Source organism: Hymenobacter sp. BT188 (genome assembly GCF_014333585.1).
Taxonomy (GTDB): Bacteria; Bacteroidota; Bacteroidia; order Cytophagales; family Hymenobacteraceae; genus Hymenobacter.
The window spans coordinates 280,711-296,700 of the sequence record NZ_JACSCW010000002.1 but is presented as its reverse complement, the minus strand read 5'-3'; the positions used below and the strand labels follow the sequence as shown (position 1 = coordinate 296,700).

At 51.3% G+C, this 15,990-nt stretch carries 14 protein-coding genes and 1 riboswitch; of the genes, 6 read left to right on the top strand and 8 right to left on the bottom strand.

Features of this window, described 5'->3' with window-relative positions:
* Positions 1-16 precede the first annotated feature (16 nt).
* The 4 genes from H8B13_RS05295 to H8B13_RS05280 form a co-directional block, all read right to left on the bottom strand.
* Positions 17-247: a hypothetical protein gene (locus H8B13_RS05295; RefSeq protein WP_187309799.1), complete on the bottom strand. Its 231-nt coding sequence runs from the start codon at positions 245-247 to the stop codon at positions 17-19.
* On the bottom strand, positions 244-393 hold the full coding sequence (locus tag H8B13_RS05290) for a hypothetical protein (protein ID WP_187309798.1): 150 nt from the start codon (positions 391-393) through the stop codon (positions 244-246). Before H8B13_RS05290 ends, H8B13_RS05295 begins: the two co-directional genes overlap by 4 nt.
* Before the next feature lie 156 nt (positions 394-549).
* Positions 550-933: a hypothetical protein gene (locus tag H8B13_RS05285; RefSeq protein ID WP_187309797.1), complete on the bottom strand. Its 384-nt coding sequence runs from the start codon at positions 931-933 to the stop codon at positions 550-552.
* Positions 934-1,059: 126 nt separating this feature from the next.
* Entirely contained in the window at positions 1,060-3,654 is a 2,595-nt protein-coding gene (locus tag H8B13_RS05280; protein ID WP_187309796.1) for a lamin tail domain-containing protein, read from the bottom strand.
* Between the two features lie 198 nt (positions 3,655-3,852).
* Here H8B13_RS05280 and H8B13_RS05275 point away from each other — a divergent pair, with 198 nt between their 5' ends.
* On the top strand, positions 3,853-4,851 hold the full coding sequence (locus H8B13_RS05275) for an aspartate-semialdehyde dehydrogenase (RefSeq protein ID WP_187309795.1): 999 nt from the start codon (positions 3,853-3,855) through the stop codon (positions 4,849-4,851).
* A gap of 135 nt (positions 4,852-4,986) precedes the next feature.
* On the top strand, positions 4,987-5,487 hold the full coding sequence (locus H8B13_RS05270; RefSeq protein ID WP_187309794.1) for a hypothetical protein: 501 nt from the start codon (positions 4,987-4,989) through the stop codon (positions 5,485-5,487).
* A 64-nt stretch (positions 5,488-5,551) separates the two neighbouring features.
* Here H8B13_RS05270 and H8B13_RS05265 read toward each other — a convergent pair whose 3' ends face one another.
* The 3 genes from H8B13_RS05265 to dxs form a co-directional block, all read right to left on the bottom strand.
* On the bottom strand, positions 5,552-6,340 hold the full coding sequence (locus H8B13_RS05265; protein WP_222841339.1) for an alpha/beta fold hydrolase: 789 nt from the start codon (positions 6,338-6,340) through the stop codon (positions 5,552-5,554).
* Between the two features lie 150 nt (positions 6,341-6,490).
* A complete protein-coding gene (locus H8B13_RS05260) occupies positions 6,491-7,792 on the bottom strand; it encodes a T9SS type A sorting domain-containing protein (protein WP_187309793.1) in 1,302 nt (433 codons plus the stop codon).
* Between the two features lie 457 nt (positions 7,793-8,249).
* Positions 8,250-10,190, bottom strand: a complete 1,941-nt coding sequence (gene dxs / locus H8B13_RS05255; RefSeq protein ID WP_187309792.1) for a 1-deoxy-D-xylulose-5-phosphate synthase — start codon at positions 10,188-10,190, stop codon at positions 8,250-8,252.
* A 268-nt stretch (positions 10,191-10,458) separates the two neighbouring features.
* Between dxs and H8B13_RS05250 the strand changes: the two genes are divergently transcribed.
* Positions 10,459-11,538 carry a YbhN family protein gene (locus H8B13_RS05250; protein WP_187309791.1) on the top strand — a complete coding sequence of 360 codons (1,080 nt, stop codon included), beginning with the start codon at positions 10,459-10,461 and terminating at the stop codon, positions 11,536-11,538.
* A gap of 59 nt (positions 11,539-11,597) precedes the next feature.
* Here H8B13_RS05250 and H8B13_RS05245 read toward each other — a convergent pair whose 3' ends face one another.
* Positions 11,598-12,011, bottom strand: coding sequence for a hypothetical protein (locus tag H8B13_RS05245; protein WP_187309790.1), 414 nt, complete (start codon positions 12,009-12,011; stop codon positions 11,598-11,600).
* Positions 12,012-12,232: 221 nt separating this feature from the next.
* Between H8B13_RS05245 and H8B13_RS05240 the strand changes: the two genes are divergently transcribed.
* The 3 genes from H8B13_RS05240 to metX all read left to right on the top strand — a co-directional run bounded on the left by H8B13_RS05240 (position 12,233) and on the right by metX (position 15,893).
* On the top strand, positions 12,233-12,532 hold the full coding sequence (locus H8B13_RS05240; RefSeq protein WP_187309789.1) for a LysM peptidoglycan-binding domain-containing protein: 300 nt from the start codon (positions 12,233-12,235) through the stop codon (positions 12,530-12,532).
* 185 nt (positions 12,533-12,717) lie between these two features.
* Positions 12,718-12,832, top strand: a riboswitch (SAM riboswitch).
* 377 nt (positions 12,833-13,209) lie between these two features.
* Positions 13,210-14,595 (top strand): O-acetylhomoserine aminocarboxypropyltransferase/cysteine synthase family protein, encoded by a 1,386-nt coding sequence (locus H8B13_RS05235; protein ID WP_187309788.1) that lies wholly within the window; start codon positions 13,210-13,212, stop codon positions 14,593-14,595.
* A 269-nt stretch (positions 14,596-14,864) separates the two neighbouring features.
* On the top strand, positions 14,865-15,893 hold the full coding sequence (gene metX / locus H8B13_RS05230; RefSeq protein ID WP_187309787.1) for a homoserine O-acetyltransferase: 1,029 nt from the start codon (positions 14,865-14,867) through the stop codon (positions 15,891-15,893).
* Positions 15,894-15,990: the final 97 nt, after the last annotated feature.

Here is a 15,990-nt window from a genome sequence, read left to right as displayed (position 1 = left end):
GATAGATAGCAGCGGCTCAGGTATTCTTGTCTGTCATTAGGGAGCGAGTATCAGCTTTCCAATCGGTTATAAACCAAGTAATGACGGATACGCCGCCTAATGCCAAGGAAAGGTTGCGCTCGGCGCTGCCAGCTTCGAAATTGAATAGGAAAGGCACAGCCAGCAGGGCAATTCCCGTCAGCATATCGAGCCACCCATGCACAGGGAATGGCACCAAGCGGAAAAGGCCAAATCGAAAATCGGTCATAAGGGTGAGCAGCAAATAGCCCCCGCCATCACGTAGCACGCGGTGTCTACGGCGGGCTCCAGATCAAACATAATGGGAGCCATTGCCAAAACGGTAATGAACGCTATATCAATGACGCCATGCGCTATTGGTGATAGAATTTTCATAGATAACCAGGTTAGTTAATGAAGAAGAAATGACTGAAATCAGTACGATAAGCATGGTGGAAGGATACTGTCGACCTTGTAGGAATCACGTCTAATTCTGAAGCAAAAAAGCCCCCCAGCGGAGTAGGTGGGGGGCTTTTTGCTTGTTAAAAGTTACTAATGATTCGACATAACCGTTTTATGGCTGCGGGTTTGAGCGCGCCAATCGGTCAGGAGCCATGCGCCCAGAAATACGCCCCCCATTATCATGAAGAAGTTACGGGCGGTTTCGTTGTCATCGTTGAAGCCAAATAGGAAGGGCGAAGCTAGCAACACCAGGCCGCTCACTAGCTCTAAGCCGCCGTGCACGGGGAATGGAATCACGTGCGCTATGCCCATCGGGAAATCGGTGAGCAGCGTGACAACTAAGTAGCCAGCGGCCAAGATGTAGCAGACGGTAGCGTACATGCCTTCAAAACCAAATATGGTTGGCGCCAAGGCAAAAAGGAGGATCGTGCCATAGTCGAGGATACCATGTACACGAGGTGAGATTACTTTCATAGCTAGTAGGAGTTAAGATGAACAGAAATCTATCAACTCTTACGTGCCTGATAATCAAAGGGTATTGTTCAGCTGCTATGGTTTTAACCTAGCCTCACATGTAGAACAGGCACATAGAAAAAGTCGCTAAAATCGGCCACCCAGCACTACGTTCCGCTTATAAGTATGCGTCTCGCCCCCAGCCACCCGATACAGCTCAATCAGCAGCACATACGGCCCGATAGCCGCCTTACGACCTTGATCAGTGAGGCCATCCCACCGCAAAAACCCATTGTTAGGTAATGTTTCGTTGCGTAGTAAGCGGCGAGTCAGCCGTCCTTGCGCATCATAAACGGTAATAGAGGCCGCGTAGCCTGGGTTGTCGAAGTGGTAAGTGAGGGTCGTAAAATCTTGCTGGCCGTCTTCGTCGGGGGTAAATATCTCGGGTTCAATCTGGAAGAGCTTCGCGCCGGTGGGGTCGGCCTGGTACTGCGAGTTGGGCCGGCCAGGGGTACCGTACCCGACGGCGCTGGCCGCGGAGTGAAAATTGCCCCCCACGCTAGGTTCCGCCGCCCGAATTCGCTCCAGCGACACGCCATTGCGGTCGCTGAGTAAGGGCAGATGCAGCTTTTCGTCGTAGCTGAAGCGGTCAATTGTCTGGCCCTTTGCGTCCAGTACTACTACCGTAGCGGCATCGTCGGGGAGGCTGGGAAAGCTGGCCATGGTCAAGAACGCCGCCGGGTCATGGGTTGGATATTCACTTTGCACCACGTCGGGGCGGGTAGTGAGCACCAGCAGCTGGCCCGGCGCCAAGCCATAGGGTTCTGCGCTGACAGGGCTGGCGCTCAGGCCAGCGGCTTGCTCCACGCCCAACTGCCAGCCCTGCACATCCAGATAATTAACCGAACGATTCAGCAGCTCCACAAAATCGACGCCTCCCGTGCGTGGATTGAACAGGATTTCATTGATCACAACGTCGCCAGCTGTGGCCGCTATGGGCAAGGCAAAGGCTGCGGAGGTAATCGGCCCCGCGCCATTACCCGCGCAATCGGTGGCTCGGTGCACGGCCACGGTCAGCGGCTGGTTGGGGGGCAAATTGGTAGCCAGCAGCAAATCGACAGCACGGAAATCGGGACCCTGCGGTACTACCCGCGTGATGGGTACAGCGGGTGTTAAGGCATACTGCCCAACGTTGGTGGTGGCCACGCTATCCAGCTTCTCCCCGAAAAACAGGCGCACCGTAGTCGGAGTCAGGGCCACGGCCCGCAGTAAGGTGGGCGCGGTACGGTCGGGGTTAGTAGCCTGCACCGTGTTGACGCGGCCAGGCGTCCCGCCACTGTCGTTGGTGCTGGCGGTCCAGTTGCTGCTGCCGGCGCAGGGGTTGGCAGTATCTACCATTTCCAGCGACCAGCCGCCTTCTTTTTTGCGCAAATCCTTATACCACGTATCCGAATACGTGATTTCAAACAACGTTTGTCCGTTGCGGGCGCGCAATACAAGCTGGTCGCCGGCATTTGAAAGGCTGGGAAAATTCGTCAGCCCAAAGACTTTCCCAAAAGCGGCAAACTGGCTAACGCGCGTACTGCCGCAGACCACGGCATACTCGCCCGGCAGCAGTACGGCCCCGACCGGAAAGACAGCGGCGGTAGCGCTGCCCGGCTTTAGCAGCCGCAGACCCGCCAAATCAAGCACCGTACTTGCCGTAGGGTTGTGAATCTCGATGTACTCCGACGCGGGCAGCCCGACCACCGGGGTTTCATCGGCCATTATCTCGGTAATGAGCACCTGATTGAAAGTCGGCACCACGGCGAAGCCCTGATTTATGAAAGCAGCGGTAAGCGGCCCGTCGGCCACTATTCCGTTAGCATCGGTGATGTTGCGCGCTTCGAGCGTATTGGTTCCCAAAGGTAAATTGCCCCCCAGCGTCAGGTGTACCAGGGCCAGATTGTCGGCATCGGGTTGGGCCGTAAGTACTGCTGGCCCGGCTACGAGGCGGAAGCTGGCAGCGCTGATAGCATCAAGGTTTTCACTGAATAAAGCATCCAACTGGCGGGGGCCGGTGGGCGTAGCGCTCAGCAGCGCGGGCGGTACCGTATCGGTAATCCGAAAATCGTCGAAGTAGAAGTTACGGCTGTTGGCGGAAGAGTAGGTAAGGCACACCCCGAAAAAGGCGCTGCGCTGGTGCGTGGCATCGGTGACCGTGCCGCCGGCCGCAAAATTTTGCCCCCCAGCCAAGTCGTAATCCAGCACCCAGACATTCTGAGCAGAGCGAGTTACGCGGACACGCACCACGTTGTTGGTGGCAGACTTGAGCGTACCATCCTGACCATTAATCACATACACAGGACTACCCATGGCATCTTGCCGGAACAAGCTGATTTCATCTGGCGTGCCACCCAGCCGCACGAAGTAGCCTTTCGTGCCGCTCGTTTTTAAGCTCGCCTGATCAGCCATAAGCCAGACATCGGCCAAATTGCCCCCCGAGGTAGTCAGGCGCAGATTAGCGTAGAACTCCCACGTAACACCACTGACCGCAGTGCTGGCCGTAGTCAGTTGCAGCGTAGTGCCGGTGGTGGCGGGTCCGTTGCTTTGCAGCTGTTCGGCGCTTACCTGAAAACTGGTTTCATCGCCGGCCCAGGTTGGGTTTTGGTTGAGATTACCATCGGTAAAAGACTCAATAAGCTGAGCATTAGCAGTTATGGAAAATGCTAAAGAAAGTAAACCCAGTATAAATGCTCGCATGCTTACTATGATCGGCGGTATCGCTACCTATATAAGTTTGTGTACAGACCGGAGAAGCGGGATAACAAGCTGCCTAATTTTGCCCCCCGGTGCGCCGCGCGCCTATGCAAGAAAGATACCGCGAAATGCAAGGCGCTTCGCCCCTATCTTTGTGTAGGAGCCGTAGGTGCGGCCAATGTTTAGAAACCCAATTTTCCTATGAAAATCGCCGTAGTTGGTGCCACCGGCCTGGTCGGGGGCGAAATGTTGAAAGTGCTGGCCGAGCGCAATTTCCCGGTCACTGAATTGCTGCCCGTGGCTTCCGAAAAATCGGTAGGCCAGGAAATCGAGTTTCAGGGTAAAAAATATAAGGTAGTGAGCATGGACGCAGCCATTGCGGCTCGCCCCGCTGTAGCTATTTTCTCGGCGGGCGGCGGGGTTTCGAAAGAGCAGGCCCCACGCTTCGCTGAGGTTGGCACCGTCGTTATCGACAATTCCTCGGCCTGGCGCATGGACCCCACCAAAAAGCTGGTCGTGCCTGAAATTAACGCCAAAGAGCTGACCCCAGCCGATAAGATTATAGCTAATCCCAACTGCTCTACTATTCAGATGGTACTGGCCTTGCATCAGTTACATGAGGCTTTCCAGATCAAGCGCATTGTAGTAAGCACCTATCAAAGCGTAACTGGCACCGGAAAAAAAGCAGTTGACCAGCTTATGGAAGAGCGTGCAGGCCAAGCGGCCTCCAACCCTGCCTATCCCCACCCCATCGACCTGAACGTGCTGCCCCACATCGACGTGTTTGAGGACAACGGCTACACAAAAGAGGAAATGAAAATGGTGCGCGAAACCAAGAAAATCCTCGGCGACGACACTATTCAAGTAACCGCTACTGCGGTGCGTATTCCGGTAATGGGTGGCCACTCGGAGGCTATAAACGTAGAATTTGAGCGCGAATTCGACCTTTCTGACGTATACCGTATTCTGCGCGAAACCGATGGCGTGGAAGTAGTTGACGATGTAGCCCAAAACCAGTATCCAATGCCCAAAGACGCTCACGGCAAGGACGCTGTACTGGTCGGCCGCCTACGCCGCGATGAGTCGCAGCCGCGCACGCTCAATATGTGGGTAGTAGCGGATAACCTGCGCAAAGGAGCCGCTACCAACGCCGTACAGATTGCAGAAGCAATGCTGAAAATGGGATTATTACCGAGTTGAAATATATAATATTTTTTTAATACTTCCTTATTGATTGCGCCACGAAGTCTAATATCTTCGTGGCGCTTTTTTTGTGTTTTACTCGGTCAACTCTATCAGTTGGCGCTTTCATCTTTTCCTTTTTATTCCATTTACATGAAATTAAACTTACCCCTAGCCCTTGTCGGAGTTTTAGCACTTAGCAGTTGCGCCTCCATTGTTAGCAAAAGCAAGTACCCAATTGCTATCAGCAGTGTACCAGTCGGTGCGAACATCACCATTACCGATAGGAAAGGGCAGGAAGTGTTCACAGGAGTAGCTCCAGCGGCTGTTACCTTAAAATCCGGCACTGCCTACTTCTCAAAAGCAATCTACCAAGTGAAATTCAGCAAACCTGGTTTTGATGATAAAATGATGACGCTAGAAGCTGACCTCAATGGTTGGTATTTTGGTAACATTTTATTCGGTGGCGTCATCGGTTTGCTTATCGTTGACCCGCTTTCGGGTGCTATGTACCGTATTGCTGAGAAAGACATGCAAGGCGTGCTAGCCCCTAGTGCTCAAGGCTTCAACCCTGCTGACAAAACCAATTTGCGCATTATGTCATTGGAGGAAGTGCCAACTAGCCTGCGTGATAAAATGATACCTGTTCAGTAGATTTTTATTGCCTACAAAAAAGCCCTGTTGGTTTACCGGCAGGGCTTTTTAGCTTGGTGATAATCTAATGTGCTCCAAAAATGCCCCCCACAAAGTCCATCACTGCCCGGCGGGTAGCTTCCGGTCGCTCAAAGAACCCAACGTGGCCTACGCGTTCCAGAAATAGGGCTGTGCTCACAGGCGGCAGCGCTACCTGCTCCAAAGACGTGGCCAAAGGCACGGCCGCATCTTCCTTACCCACTACAAATAGTACTGGAAATGTGGCTTTGCGCAACACTTCCGTACGGTCGGGGCGGTCGCGCATGGCTCGCATCCCCCCGATTATACTGGCCTGTGAGGTGGCAGTACCTATTTCTTCCAGCTTGCGCCGGTAGGGCATCATCATTTCCTCATTGGCATCGGCAAAGAGCGGACGAATAAAAGTTTCCATGAACTTCGCTACCCCATAGCGTTCCACAAAACTGATATTCTTATCGCGGCTAGCCTTTTTCTCCTCACTGTCGGCCTGTGCAGATGAGTGGAAAAGACACAATCCTGCTACCCGCGCCGGATATTTCTCGGCGAAAGCCAGCGCCACGTATCCGCCCATAGAGTGCCCGATTAAAATGGCTTGTTGAGTACCTGCCTGGTCTAGCTCATCTTTCACAAACTCAGCCAGCGACTCCATAGAGTAGTCAGCAGGTGCCACCTTTGAGACACCGTAGCCGGGAAAGTCAGGCGTGACAATTTTGTACTCCGGGGGGTAATTTTGGGTAAACTCAGCCCAGATGGCGCTGCTTTCGGCGAAGCCATGTAGGAATATAAGAGTTGGTTTTTTATCCGATACAATCACAATTACTGGTTCGTTAGGCAACGTTTAAATTCCTAATAAGTTAATGAGTAACTCAGTATCATAGGCTAGCAAAAAGGCCAGGACCATATATGGTCCTGGCCTTTTTGGTGGCGTTTATGTTTCGTTTTACGGCTTCTGAGAGGCAGCTTTATTACGAATTTGGTTACCCAACTAATTGCCAGCTGTAACTACCTGCCGAACCGTAAATCGGCCCTGCTTCGTCGTAAGACGGAAAAGGTACACGCCCGTTGGGAGAGAAGGAATTACGACATCCGCATTTTCCCTTGATACAGCTTGCGAGAACACAGGACGACCTGTTACATCGAGCACTGCGAATCGGCTGTTAGCATCCAACTGGCTCTGGATTGTAAAATGCCGTGGCGAAGAAGTACCGATCAGCCAATCTATTGAACTCTGGGGGACTCCTAGGGAGATAATGGGTGAATAAGTGGCTTTGCCATCATAGTCTACCTGCCGGAGGCGATAGTAAGAAGAGGACATCAAAGGACTTGCATCGGTGTGAGCATAATTCCGAACCATAGAGGAATTACCCGCGCCCTTCACCTGAGCTATTTTTTCAAAGTTTACACCATCAGCCGAACGCTCTACTGCGAAGTAATCGTTATCAATTTCCGTAGCCGTGGCCCATTTCAAATTAACAGCAGCGCCCCCTGCAGCCCACTGGCCTACAAAGCGGGTAAGTGTGACAGGAAGTACAGAGATACATGATGGGTCATTGCTTGCAGGAGGCGTCACTATATTTTGAGTTGTAACGCTACATGGAATTGGAGTAATCTGTTGAACACAAGTAGTTAAAAGGTCAGTCGCAACAAACAGTTGGGCTCCACCATTATTCCTAACATTACCAGCTATACGCAGACCTGCAGGTGAACCAGTTGCTGGACCATTAATTACAGAGCTTGCAGTAGCTACATCAACATCACCAAGCACGTTTAACAAAGAATTATTTCCTAAGTTAACAGTGACAGAGGTACCAACAAATAAAGTACAGTTAACTCTTACTGTGGAGTTTACGCCAATATTAGCTGTAGTCCTTAATAGGTCCAATATGCCAACAGACAATTGTGGTGCGTTGGTTGTTTGAACAGGTACAGTTACTATAGTTAGCTGTTCTTCAGAACCATTGCCGTTATTCGTTATTGTCAACTTGCGATTAGTTGCATCTTGCCTTAATGAACCTGCTGTCCCAATCGTTATAGACCCTCCGTTAATGATAAAGTCACCATTAAGAATCACGTTGTGGTTGATAACAAACACACTACTAGCGGGAGTGGTGTTCCCAGTGCAAGTACCTGTTTGTGCAAAAGTGATTGGGTTAATAGTAGTAGTACCAGGAGTAAAAAATGTGCCATCCCCCAAGCCGGTACTGGTATAAACACATTGGGCTAAGGTGCTATTGCTGGCAAATGCCATCAGCACTAAAGTCAAACAGGAGAGTAGAAAATGTTTCAAAATGCAAAAGTGTTAGGTAAGGAAGATCAAATCAACAAAGTAAGAAGTTGGAAAACCGTTATGTAGTTCACCGAACAATATTTCACCTTGACAAATTTATACTCAATAGTTATATATACAAGCTAATTCTATGCCTTATTTTGTTATAATTCAAAGTTTAAGCATCAACCATCGCTTATTATTTTAGCCGTAGGACGTTACAAAATAAATTGAACCAGTGCTTCCAGAGTAATATTATAGCATTCGTTTTTAACTGTTTATATAAAATAAGCTCAACTGGTAATAATAGTATAATAAAGAACACAAAAAAAGTCCGAGCCTATAAGAAGCTCGGACAAGTATAATAATTCTCAATAATAATGTAATGAATGCTGACAGAGATTAGAATACTACTGCTGCATTACAAAAAGCGTTAATAAGCAAGATTAGCTTGGTTGAAGATGTGTGAATTTTACTTTTAGAGAGCAAACCGCTCAACAGAAGCTTTCGCTACAACCTTACTAGTCAATTCTCGCACAGCATTAGCGATACCAGTTGTGTCGAAGCCACACTCTTTGTATAGCTCATCCTGGGTTCCGTGTTCTACAACCCGATCAGGAATACCTAAGCGCTTGACGGGAACACTGTGGCCATGGTCAGCCATAAACTCTAGTACAGCAGCCCCGAAGCCGCCTTGCAAGCAGCCATCCTCTACCGTTACAATAGCTTGGTAGCGGCTGAGTACATCGGCAAGCATTTCTTCGTCTAATGGCTTAGCGAAGCGCATATCATAGTGGCCGGTAGAAATACCTTCAGCAGCCAGAGCAGCAGTAGCTTTCACTGCGTAGTTGCCGATGTGGCCGAAACTCAGGATAGCGACCCCCTGCCCTTCGCGCACTACGCGGCCTGTACCAACGGTGATTTTTTTGAAAGGAGTACGCCACTTAGGCATCACCCCCTCACCTCGCGGATAGCGAATGCTAAAAGGACCCATTTCGGGCTGCTGAGCGGTGTACATGAGATTACGCAGTTCCTGCTCATTCATGGGTGCCGAAACCACCATGTTGGGTACGCAACGCATGAAGGCAATGTCGTAGCAGCCATGGTGAGTGGGACCATCGGCACCAGCAAAGCCGGCACGGTCAAGGCAGAAAACTACATTTAGATTCTGCAAAGCCACATCATGCACTACCTGATCATAGGCTCGCTGCATGAAGGAAGAATAGATGTTGCAGTACGGCACCAAGCCTTGGGTGGCCAGGCCAGCAGAGAACGTAACAGCGTGCTGCTCGGCAATACCCACGTCGAAGGCGCGGTCGGGCATGGCCTTCATCATAATGTTTAGGGAGCAGCCAGAAGGCATTGCGGGCGTTACACCCATCACTTTCTCGTTTTGCTCGGCCAGCTCTACCATAGTGTGCCCGAACACATCCTGATACTTGGGCGGCTGAGGCTTATCGTAGGTTTTCTTATGAATCTCGCCCGTGATTTTGTCGAACAGGCCAGGAGCATGCCACAGAGTTTGATCTTTTTCCGCTAGCGCGTAGCCTTTCCCTTTAACGGTGACGCAATGCAAAATTTTGGGACCTGGAATGCTTTTCAGGTCGCGCAGAATGGTAGTCAGATGCTGCACATCATGACCATCAACTGGACCAAAATAGCGAAAGTTGAGCGCCTCAAACAGGTTGCTTTGCTTGAGCAGCGTAGCCTTCATAGCCTGCTCTACTTTGCGGGCAATTTGCTGGGGATTAGGTCCAAACTTGCTGAGTTTGCCCAGCACGTTCCATAGCTCGTCGCGTACTTTATTGTAAGTACGGGAGGTAGTGATATCGGTAAGATACTCCTTGAGTGCGCCCACATTAGGGTCGATGCTCATGCAGTTATCATTAAGGATAACCAACAGGTTGGACTTGGCCACGCCGGCATGATTGAGGGCTTCAAAAGCCATACCAGCCGTCATGGCGCCGTCGCCGATGACGGCAATGTGCTGACGATCCTGCTCGCCCTTGTATTCTGATGCTACTGCCATGCCCAAGGCAGCCCCGATGCTAGTGCTGCTGTGCCCTACGCCAAAGGCATCGTACTCGCTTTCCTTGCGCTTGGGGAATCCCGACATGCCGCCGTAGCGACGATTCGTAGGAAACTGGTTGCGGCGACCCGTCAAAATTTTGTGGCCGTAAGCCTGGTGGCCCACATCCCATACCAGCTGGTCGTAGGGGGTGTTGAAGACATAATGCAGAGCTACCGTGAGCTCTACTACGCCCAGAGAAGCACCAAAATGCCCCCCATAAATCGAAACCGAGTCAATGATGAACTGGCGCAGCTCTTGGCTTACTTGGACAAGTTGGTCCTCGCTGAGCTTCTTGAGGTCATCAGGCGAGTCAATGGCCGCCAGTAGTTCACCGGGTTCAACAATCATCTTTCAGAAAAGCAAAAAGTAAAATATAGCACCATAACCTACTAGCAATGTAAAAGGTTGGAACCGTCCAAGTTTCCTGCCGAAGTTACCAGACAAAGGTACGACTTTTCGTTAGGGCCGGTTGTTGATGAAGGCCACAACCACTCACCTTTCTTCCACCTACTTCTAACCTCATGAGTTGGCATCGTCCTAAGCAATACTTAACTCGTATTTGGTAGGGGCCGCTCTCATTATTGCCTACTTTTACCCCACCACCCGTTTTTTACTCATGCCGCTCACCCAGGATAGTCAGGAAAAGCAACTTCTTGATAAGCTAAAGCCTTCTCGCATCGTTCTGCCGGTTCTTATTGGCCTGAGCGTAGTAGGTTTTATGTTCTGGCGCAGCTACCGGCCAGGTGATTTGGCCCCCTTAGCAAATGCCAAACTTCACTGGCTATTGTTGATGGTGGTAGTGCTGGTGGCCCGCGATTGGGGCTACATCTATCGTATTCGACACATCTCGGAGAAAGTACTGAGCTGGCGCCAGAGCCTGGATGTGATTATGATCTGGGAATTTGCCTCCTGCGTATTGCCTTCCGCCGTAGGAGGCACCTCCGTAGCGCCGTTTCTGCTGAATAAAGAGGGTATTTCTTTGGGCAAATCACTTGCCTATGTGATGGTTACGGCATTGCTCGACAACGTTTATTATGTCGTGACGGTGCCATTGGTGGTGTGGCTGGCGGGCGATGCCTTATACCCACACGAGGCGCTTCAGGGAGGGTTTGTAACTACGCTGAAAGTGGCTTTTGTGCTGAGCTACCTGCTGGTTTCGCTGTACTCGGGCATAATGCTTTATGCACTTTTTATTAATCCGCAGTCGGTAAAGCGATTATTGGTGCGTCTTTTCTCCTTGAAAGGCTTGCGGCGCTGGCGGGCCAAAGCATATCAGCATGGCAACGAGATGGTGTGGGCCTCGGCCCAACTCCGTGGCAACGCAATGCGGTATTGGGTAGAAGCGGCCCTTTCCACGGCTTTCGTCTGGACGGCTCGCTACTTGGTAATCGGCTGCATTATTGCCGCCTTTGTGGATCTAAGTTGGGGGGAGTTTGGGCTGATTTTCAGCCGCAATCTGATCTATAAAGTGGTGCTGCTGGTGGCCATTACACCGGGCGGCGCGGGCATCGCAGAGGGCGCTTTCCCTACCTTTTTCGGCAAATTCATTGGCACGCCCACCATGACCAATTTTGTGGTCCTACTGTATCGTATCGTTACGTATTACCTCTATCTAATGCTGGGGGCCATTTTCTTGCCCCGCTGGATAGCCCGGGTTTTCGGTCGAAATAAGGTGAAGGAGGTCATGAACTCATAAAGCAAAAAAGCCCCCCAGTATACTACTGGGGGGCTTTTTTACAAGTAAACGAGAGTCGATTACTCAGACTCAAGCATCATTTGCTCACCGTTTACGCCGCGCAACGTGATTTTGTCGTCCGTCAGGTTCACTACATCAAAGCTCATGGATGTGGTGCCACCGTCGGGGGTAAGGGTGATTTTCTTGCCGGGCTGATCGAAGGTGTACTTGCCCTGCATCGACTGCTGAGGCGATGTCATGTTGAAGTTACCATTGGCATAGAAACGCAGTTCGGTATCTTTATCAGCATCGGTTTGGGCCACTTTGTCGCCACTGGCAGTGGTTTCTTTGTCCGTTTTCCAGACTTTGCTTTCGGTGCCATACAGCATGTTGGTTTCGCCAACTTTGTCTTTCTGGCTACAAGCAGCCGTGAATAGCGACAACAACATGATGAGGCTGGCCAGATAGCGGAAAGGAAGTGCAATGGTTTTCATAGGGAGTGACCTTAGGGTTAACTAAAAATGGAAAGGAGCGGCTTTAGCTGGTACTATATTCCAGCAAAGCAATGTTGCGCTTCTTACGCGCCTCGCCGGAAAGAGTTAACAACAGTTAAGCCTTTTTGAGGCCTGCAACTTATTTTAAGTGTGGGCGTAAGACGACGTGACAGCATAGCTATCAAGCACATGCGCCTTTTCCTCCTTAATCAACCACGACTATGGGCCTGTTCGATTTCTTAACCAATAAAGGCGACGAAAAACCGGTTCAGCCGGCTGCCAATCCCAACCAGAAGGCTAACACAGACTTCTTTGGCAACGCCAACCAGCCCGCTGCTCCTACTGCCGCTCAAGGCACGCAGTACACGGTAGTTAGCGGCGATTCGCTTTCTAAAATCGCGAAGAAGCACTATGGTGATGCCGCTAAGTGGCATCAGATTTATGACGCCAACAAGTCAACTATCGGCTCAAACCCCGATCATATCGAAGTAGGCCAGGTTTTAACCTTACCCCAAGCGTAAGCTTATCCTGAGCTAAAGTTTACTTTAAAAAGCCTCCCATCATTTTGCTGGGGGGCTTTTTACTTGTTAGCCAGTGCGTTAACCTGAAGTAAAAATATTGCAGTGCATTTGGCGTTCTCATTTCGAACTGTACATTTGCAATTACCAATCCGGTACTCCTCGTTACCGACGAGATAGTTTTTCAGATTTTATACAGAAGCGGCGAGAGAACAGGCTCCCTGACCCGCTGGCAACCTTCATTGTTTTGAAAGGTGCCAATTCCTGCCCGTTCGGCCATTTTGCCTGCGGGAGATATAAGCTGAGTGCCATGAAAAACACTGCTTTTTCCGTTTCCCTTCACCCGTCTGCTCCATTCGCATCGTTGCGCAGTGGTTGGCTTGCGGGTTTCCGCGTTTTGTCCCCTGCCACCGGCAGTTGTGAGGCTACGCGAATGTGCTGTTGTTGCGCGTGCTGTTGTTAATCCCGCTTCCGGTTTAGCTCCTCTTCCCTTTCTGTCATTCCACAAGACCATGTTGCGTCGTGGGCATTCTACCCAACCCGACAGGTTTTAGTTTGGCTTCGACAAGCCTCGCTTTGGCTACGGATCACGCTCAGCGCGCCGCCCCTCTGCGGCCCCAATGCGCCTGATTATCTGCGCTTTCTCATCTCTTCCTAACTCAACTCTAATTAGCACTAGTATGTCCACACAAAATTTGCATTTCGAAACCCTCCAACTACACGCTGGTCAGCAGCCCGATCCCACTACCGGTTCGCGCGCCGTTCCTCTCTATCAGACAACTTCTTACGTGTTTAAGAACGCCGAACATGGGGCTAATCTATTTGCCCTTAAGGAGTTCGGCAATATTTACACCCGCCTAATGAACCCCACCACCGATGTATTTGAGCAACGGGTAGCAGCGCTGGAAGGTGGCGTGGCCGCATTGGCAACCAGTTCGGGTCAGGCAGCCCAGTTTCTGGCTTTAAATAACATCCTACAGGCCGGCGACAATTTTGTAAGCACACAGCACCTGTACGGTGGTACCTACAACCAATTTAAGGTGGCTTTCAAGCGCTTAGGTATCGAAGCCCGCTTTGCTGATGGCGACACGCCTGAAAGCTTCGAGGCCCTGATCGACGACAAGACCAAGGCGCTGTACCTCGAAACGATTGGAAATCCCAGCTTCAGTATTCCCGATTTTGAGCGTATTGCGGCCATTGCTGACAAACATGATCTGCCGCTTATTGTAGATAACACGTTTGGCGCGGGCGGCTACTTGTTTCGCCCCTTAGAGCACGGTGCGCACATCGTGGTAGAATCGGCCACAAAATGGATTGGCGGCCACGGTACCAGCATCGGCGGCGTAATCGTGGACGGCGGCAAGTACGACTTCGGCAACGGCAAGTTTCCGCAGTTTACGGAGCCCTCAGAAGGCTACCACGGCCTCGTGTTCAATGATGTATTCGGCAAAGGTGGCCCATTTGGCAACATTGCCTTCATCATTCGGGCACGGGTAGAAGGCTTGCGCGATTTTGGTCCTGCTATTAGTCCCTTCAACTCCTTCCTGCTGTTGCAAGGCCTCGAAACCTTGTCATTGCGCGTAGATCGGACGGTGGAAAATGCACAAAAGCTGGCTGAATGGCTGGAGCAGCATCCGCAGGTGGAAGCCGTGAACTATCCGGGTTTGAAAAGCAGCCGCTATAACGCCTTAGCCCAGAAATACCTGAAGCGCGGCGCAGGTGGCGTACTGACTTTCAGCATAAAAGGCAGTAAGGAAACAGCCACACACTTCATCGATAACTTAAAGTTGGTGAGTCATTTGGCAAATGTGGGCGATGCAAAAACGTTGATTATTCAGCCCGCTGCCACTACTCACCAACAGCTCTCCGATCAGGAGCAAATAGCGGCTGGCGTGACACCCACGCTACTGCGCATCTCGCTCGGTCTGGAGCACATTGAAGATATTAAAGCTGATCTGCAAAACGCCTTCGACGCAGTAGCGGAAAAAGCCCCCCAAGGTCAGCAAACCGAAGGCGAAGCACTCCCAGAGCCAGCCATCGAGCACCCCGTAGTACTGGAAGTCTAATTGCTGCAAGCAGAAGGCACTGGGCAAGGCTGTTGCAGCGGCCGGCGCTCGGTTTTCCAGTCCTGCGGTTTGGCGGGGTGACAAGGCAGAAACGGAAGAAAGATACCGCCTTGCCCATCCTTCAATAGTTCCCGAACCAGCCCAATTATTGGGTCAGCCTCACTCGGTTTGGGAGCTATTGAAAATCTGCTTAATCATTTGCCACAAGTCTGCCTCCTGTCTTGGCAGCTTCACCGTTTACTCTTTGCTCGAGAACCCGCTAACGTCGCATGACTGATTATCAGTTTTTTACACTTCCAGCGCCGCTTCAGCTTGAGAGCGGCGCCACCTTGCCTCGGGTGCAGATAGCTTATCAGACCTATGGTACGCTCAATGCCGCCCGCGACAATGTGGTATGGGCGTGCCATGCGCTTACGGCCAACGCCGATGTGCTTAATTGGTGGCCCGGCTTATTTGGCTCCAACTGCCGCTTCGACCCGGCAAATCACTTCATTGTGTGCGCCAACATCGTGGGCTCTTGCTACGGATCTACCGGCCCGCTTACGCCAACCGATTCCGGGGAACCGCTCTACCATGATTTCCCGCTGCTTACAGTGCGCGATATAGTCGCAGCGCACGAGGCGTTGCGCCAGCATTTGGGCATAACTCAGATTCACACGCTGATTGGCGGCTCATTAGGTGGGCAGCAGGCATTGGAGTGGGCTATTCAGCAACCCACCGTTTTTGAGCATCTTATTGTGCTGGCTACCAATGCGCAGCATTCACCTTGGGGTATTGCTTTTAATGAAGCGCAACGCCTAGCCATTTTCGCCGACCCTACCTATCACTCGGCCACACCGACTGGGGGGCAATTTGGCTTAAAAGCGGCCCGCGCCATAGCCCTTCTCAGCTACCGCAGCTACGAGGCCTACGGCAATACGCAGCATGAACCCGAAGAAGATACAATCACGAATTTTCGGGCCAGCTCTTACCAACAATATCAGGGTGATAAGCTGGTGGCGCGCTTCAATGCCTATACCTATGTGGCGCTGTCCAGAGCTATGGATTCGCATAATGTGGGCCGGGGACGAGGCGGCGTGCCTGCTGCGCTGGGCCAGATCAGGGCTCGCACGTTGGTGCTAAGCATAACGTCTGATGTATTATTTCCACCCAGCGAGCAGCAACTTCTGGCTCGCTACATCCCCGGCGCTATCTACGCCGAAATGAATTCCGGATTCGGTCACGACGGCTTTCTGATCGAAACCGCCCAAATCACTCATTTCCTCGAGCACTTTTACGTGCAGACACTCACGCATTAATGCGCTTGATTATTTACCACTACCGTAGCATTCTGGAAAACATTACCCAGCGCAAGATATCCTATTTACAGCCACTGGGGAGCAAAATCGATGTTAC

Bases quoted from the DNA above. Each gene is read 5' to 3' on its own strand.
- H8B13_RS05235 (WP_187309788.1), top strand. From the start codon at position 13,210: ATGTCCACACAAAATTTGCATTTCGAAACCCTCCAACTACACGCTGGT.
- H8B13_RS05290 (WP_187309798.1), bottom strand. From the start codon at position 393: ATGAAAATTCTATCACCAATAGCGCATGGCGTCATTGATATAGCGTTC.
- H8B13_RS05280 (WP_187309796.1), bottom strand. From the start codon at position 3,654: ATGCGAGCATTTATACTGGGTTTACTTTCTTTAGCATTTTCCATAACT.
- H8B13_RS05275 (WP_187309795.1), top strand. From the start codon at position 3,853: ATGAAAATCGCCGTAGTTGGTGCCACCGGCCTGGTCGGGGGCGAAATG.
- H8B13_RS05295 (WP_187309799.1), bottom strand. From the start codon at position 247: ATGACCGATTTTCGATTTGGCCTTTTCCGCTTGGTGCCATTCCCTGTG.
- H8B13_RS05285 (WP_187309797.1), bottom strand. From the start codon at position 933: ATGAAAGTAATCTCACCTCGTGTACATGGTATCCTCGACTATGGCACG.
- H8B13_RS05270 (WP_187309794.1), top strand. From the start codon at position 4,987: ATGAAATTAAACTTACCCCTAGCCCTTGTCGGAGTTTTAGCACTTAGC.
- H8B13_RS05250 (WP_187309791.1), top strand. From the start codon at position 10,459: ATGCCGCTCACCCAGGATAGTCAGGAAAAGCAACTTCTTGATAAGCTA.
- H8B13_RS05240 (WP_187309789.1), top strand. From the start codon at position 12,233: ATGGGCCTGTTCGATTTCTTAACCAATAAAGGCGACGAAAAACCGGTT.
- H8B13_RS05245 (WP_187309790.1), bottom strand. From the start codon at position 12,011: ATGAAAACCATTGCACTTCCTTTCCGCTATCTGGCCAGCCTCATCATG.
- dxs (WP_187309792.1), bottom strand. From the start codon at position 10,190: ATGATTGTTGAACCCGGTGAACTACTGGCGGCCATTGACTCGCCTGAT.
- metX (WP_187309787.1), top strand. From the start codon at position 14,865: ATGACTGATTATCAGTTTTTTACACTTCCAGCGCCGCTTCAGCTTGAG.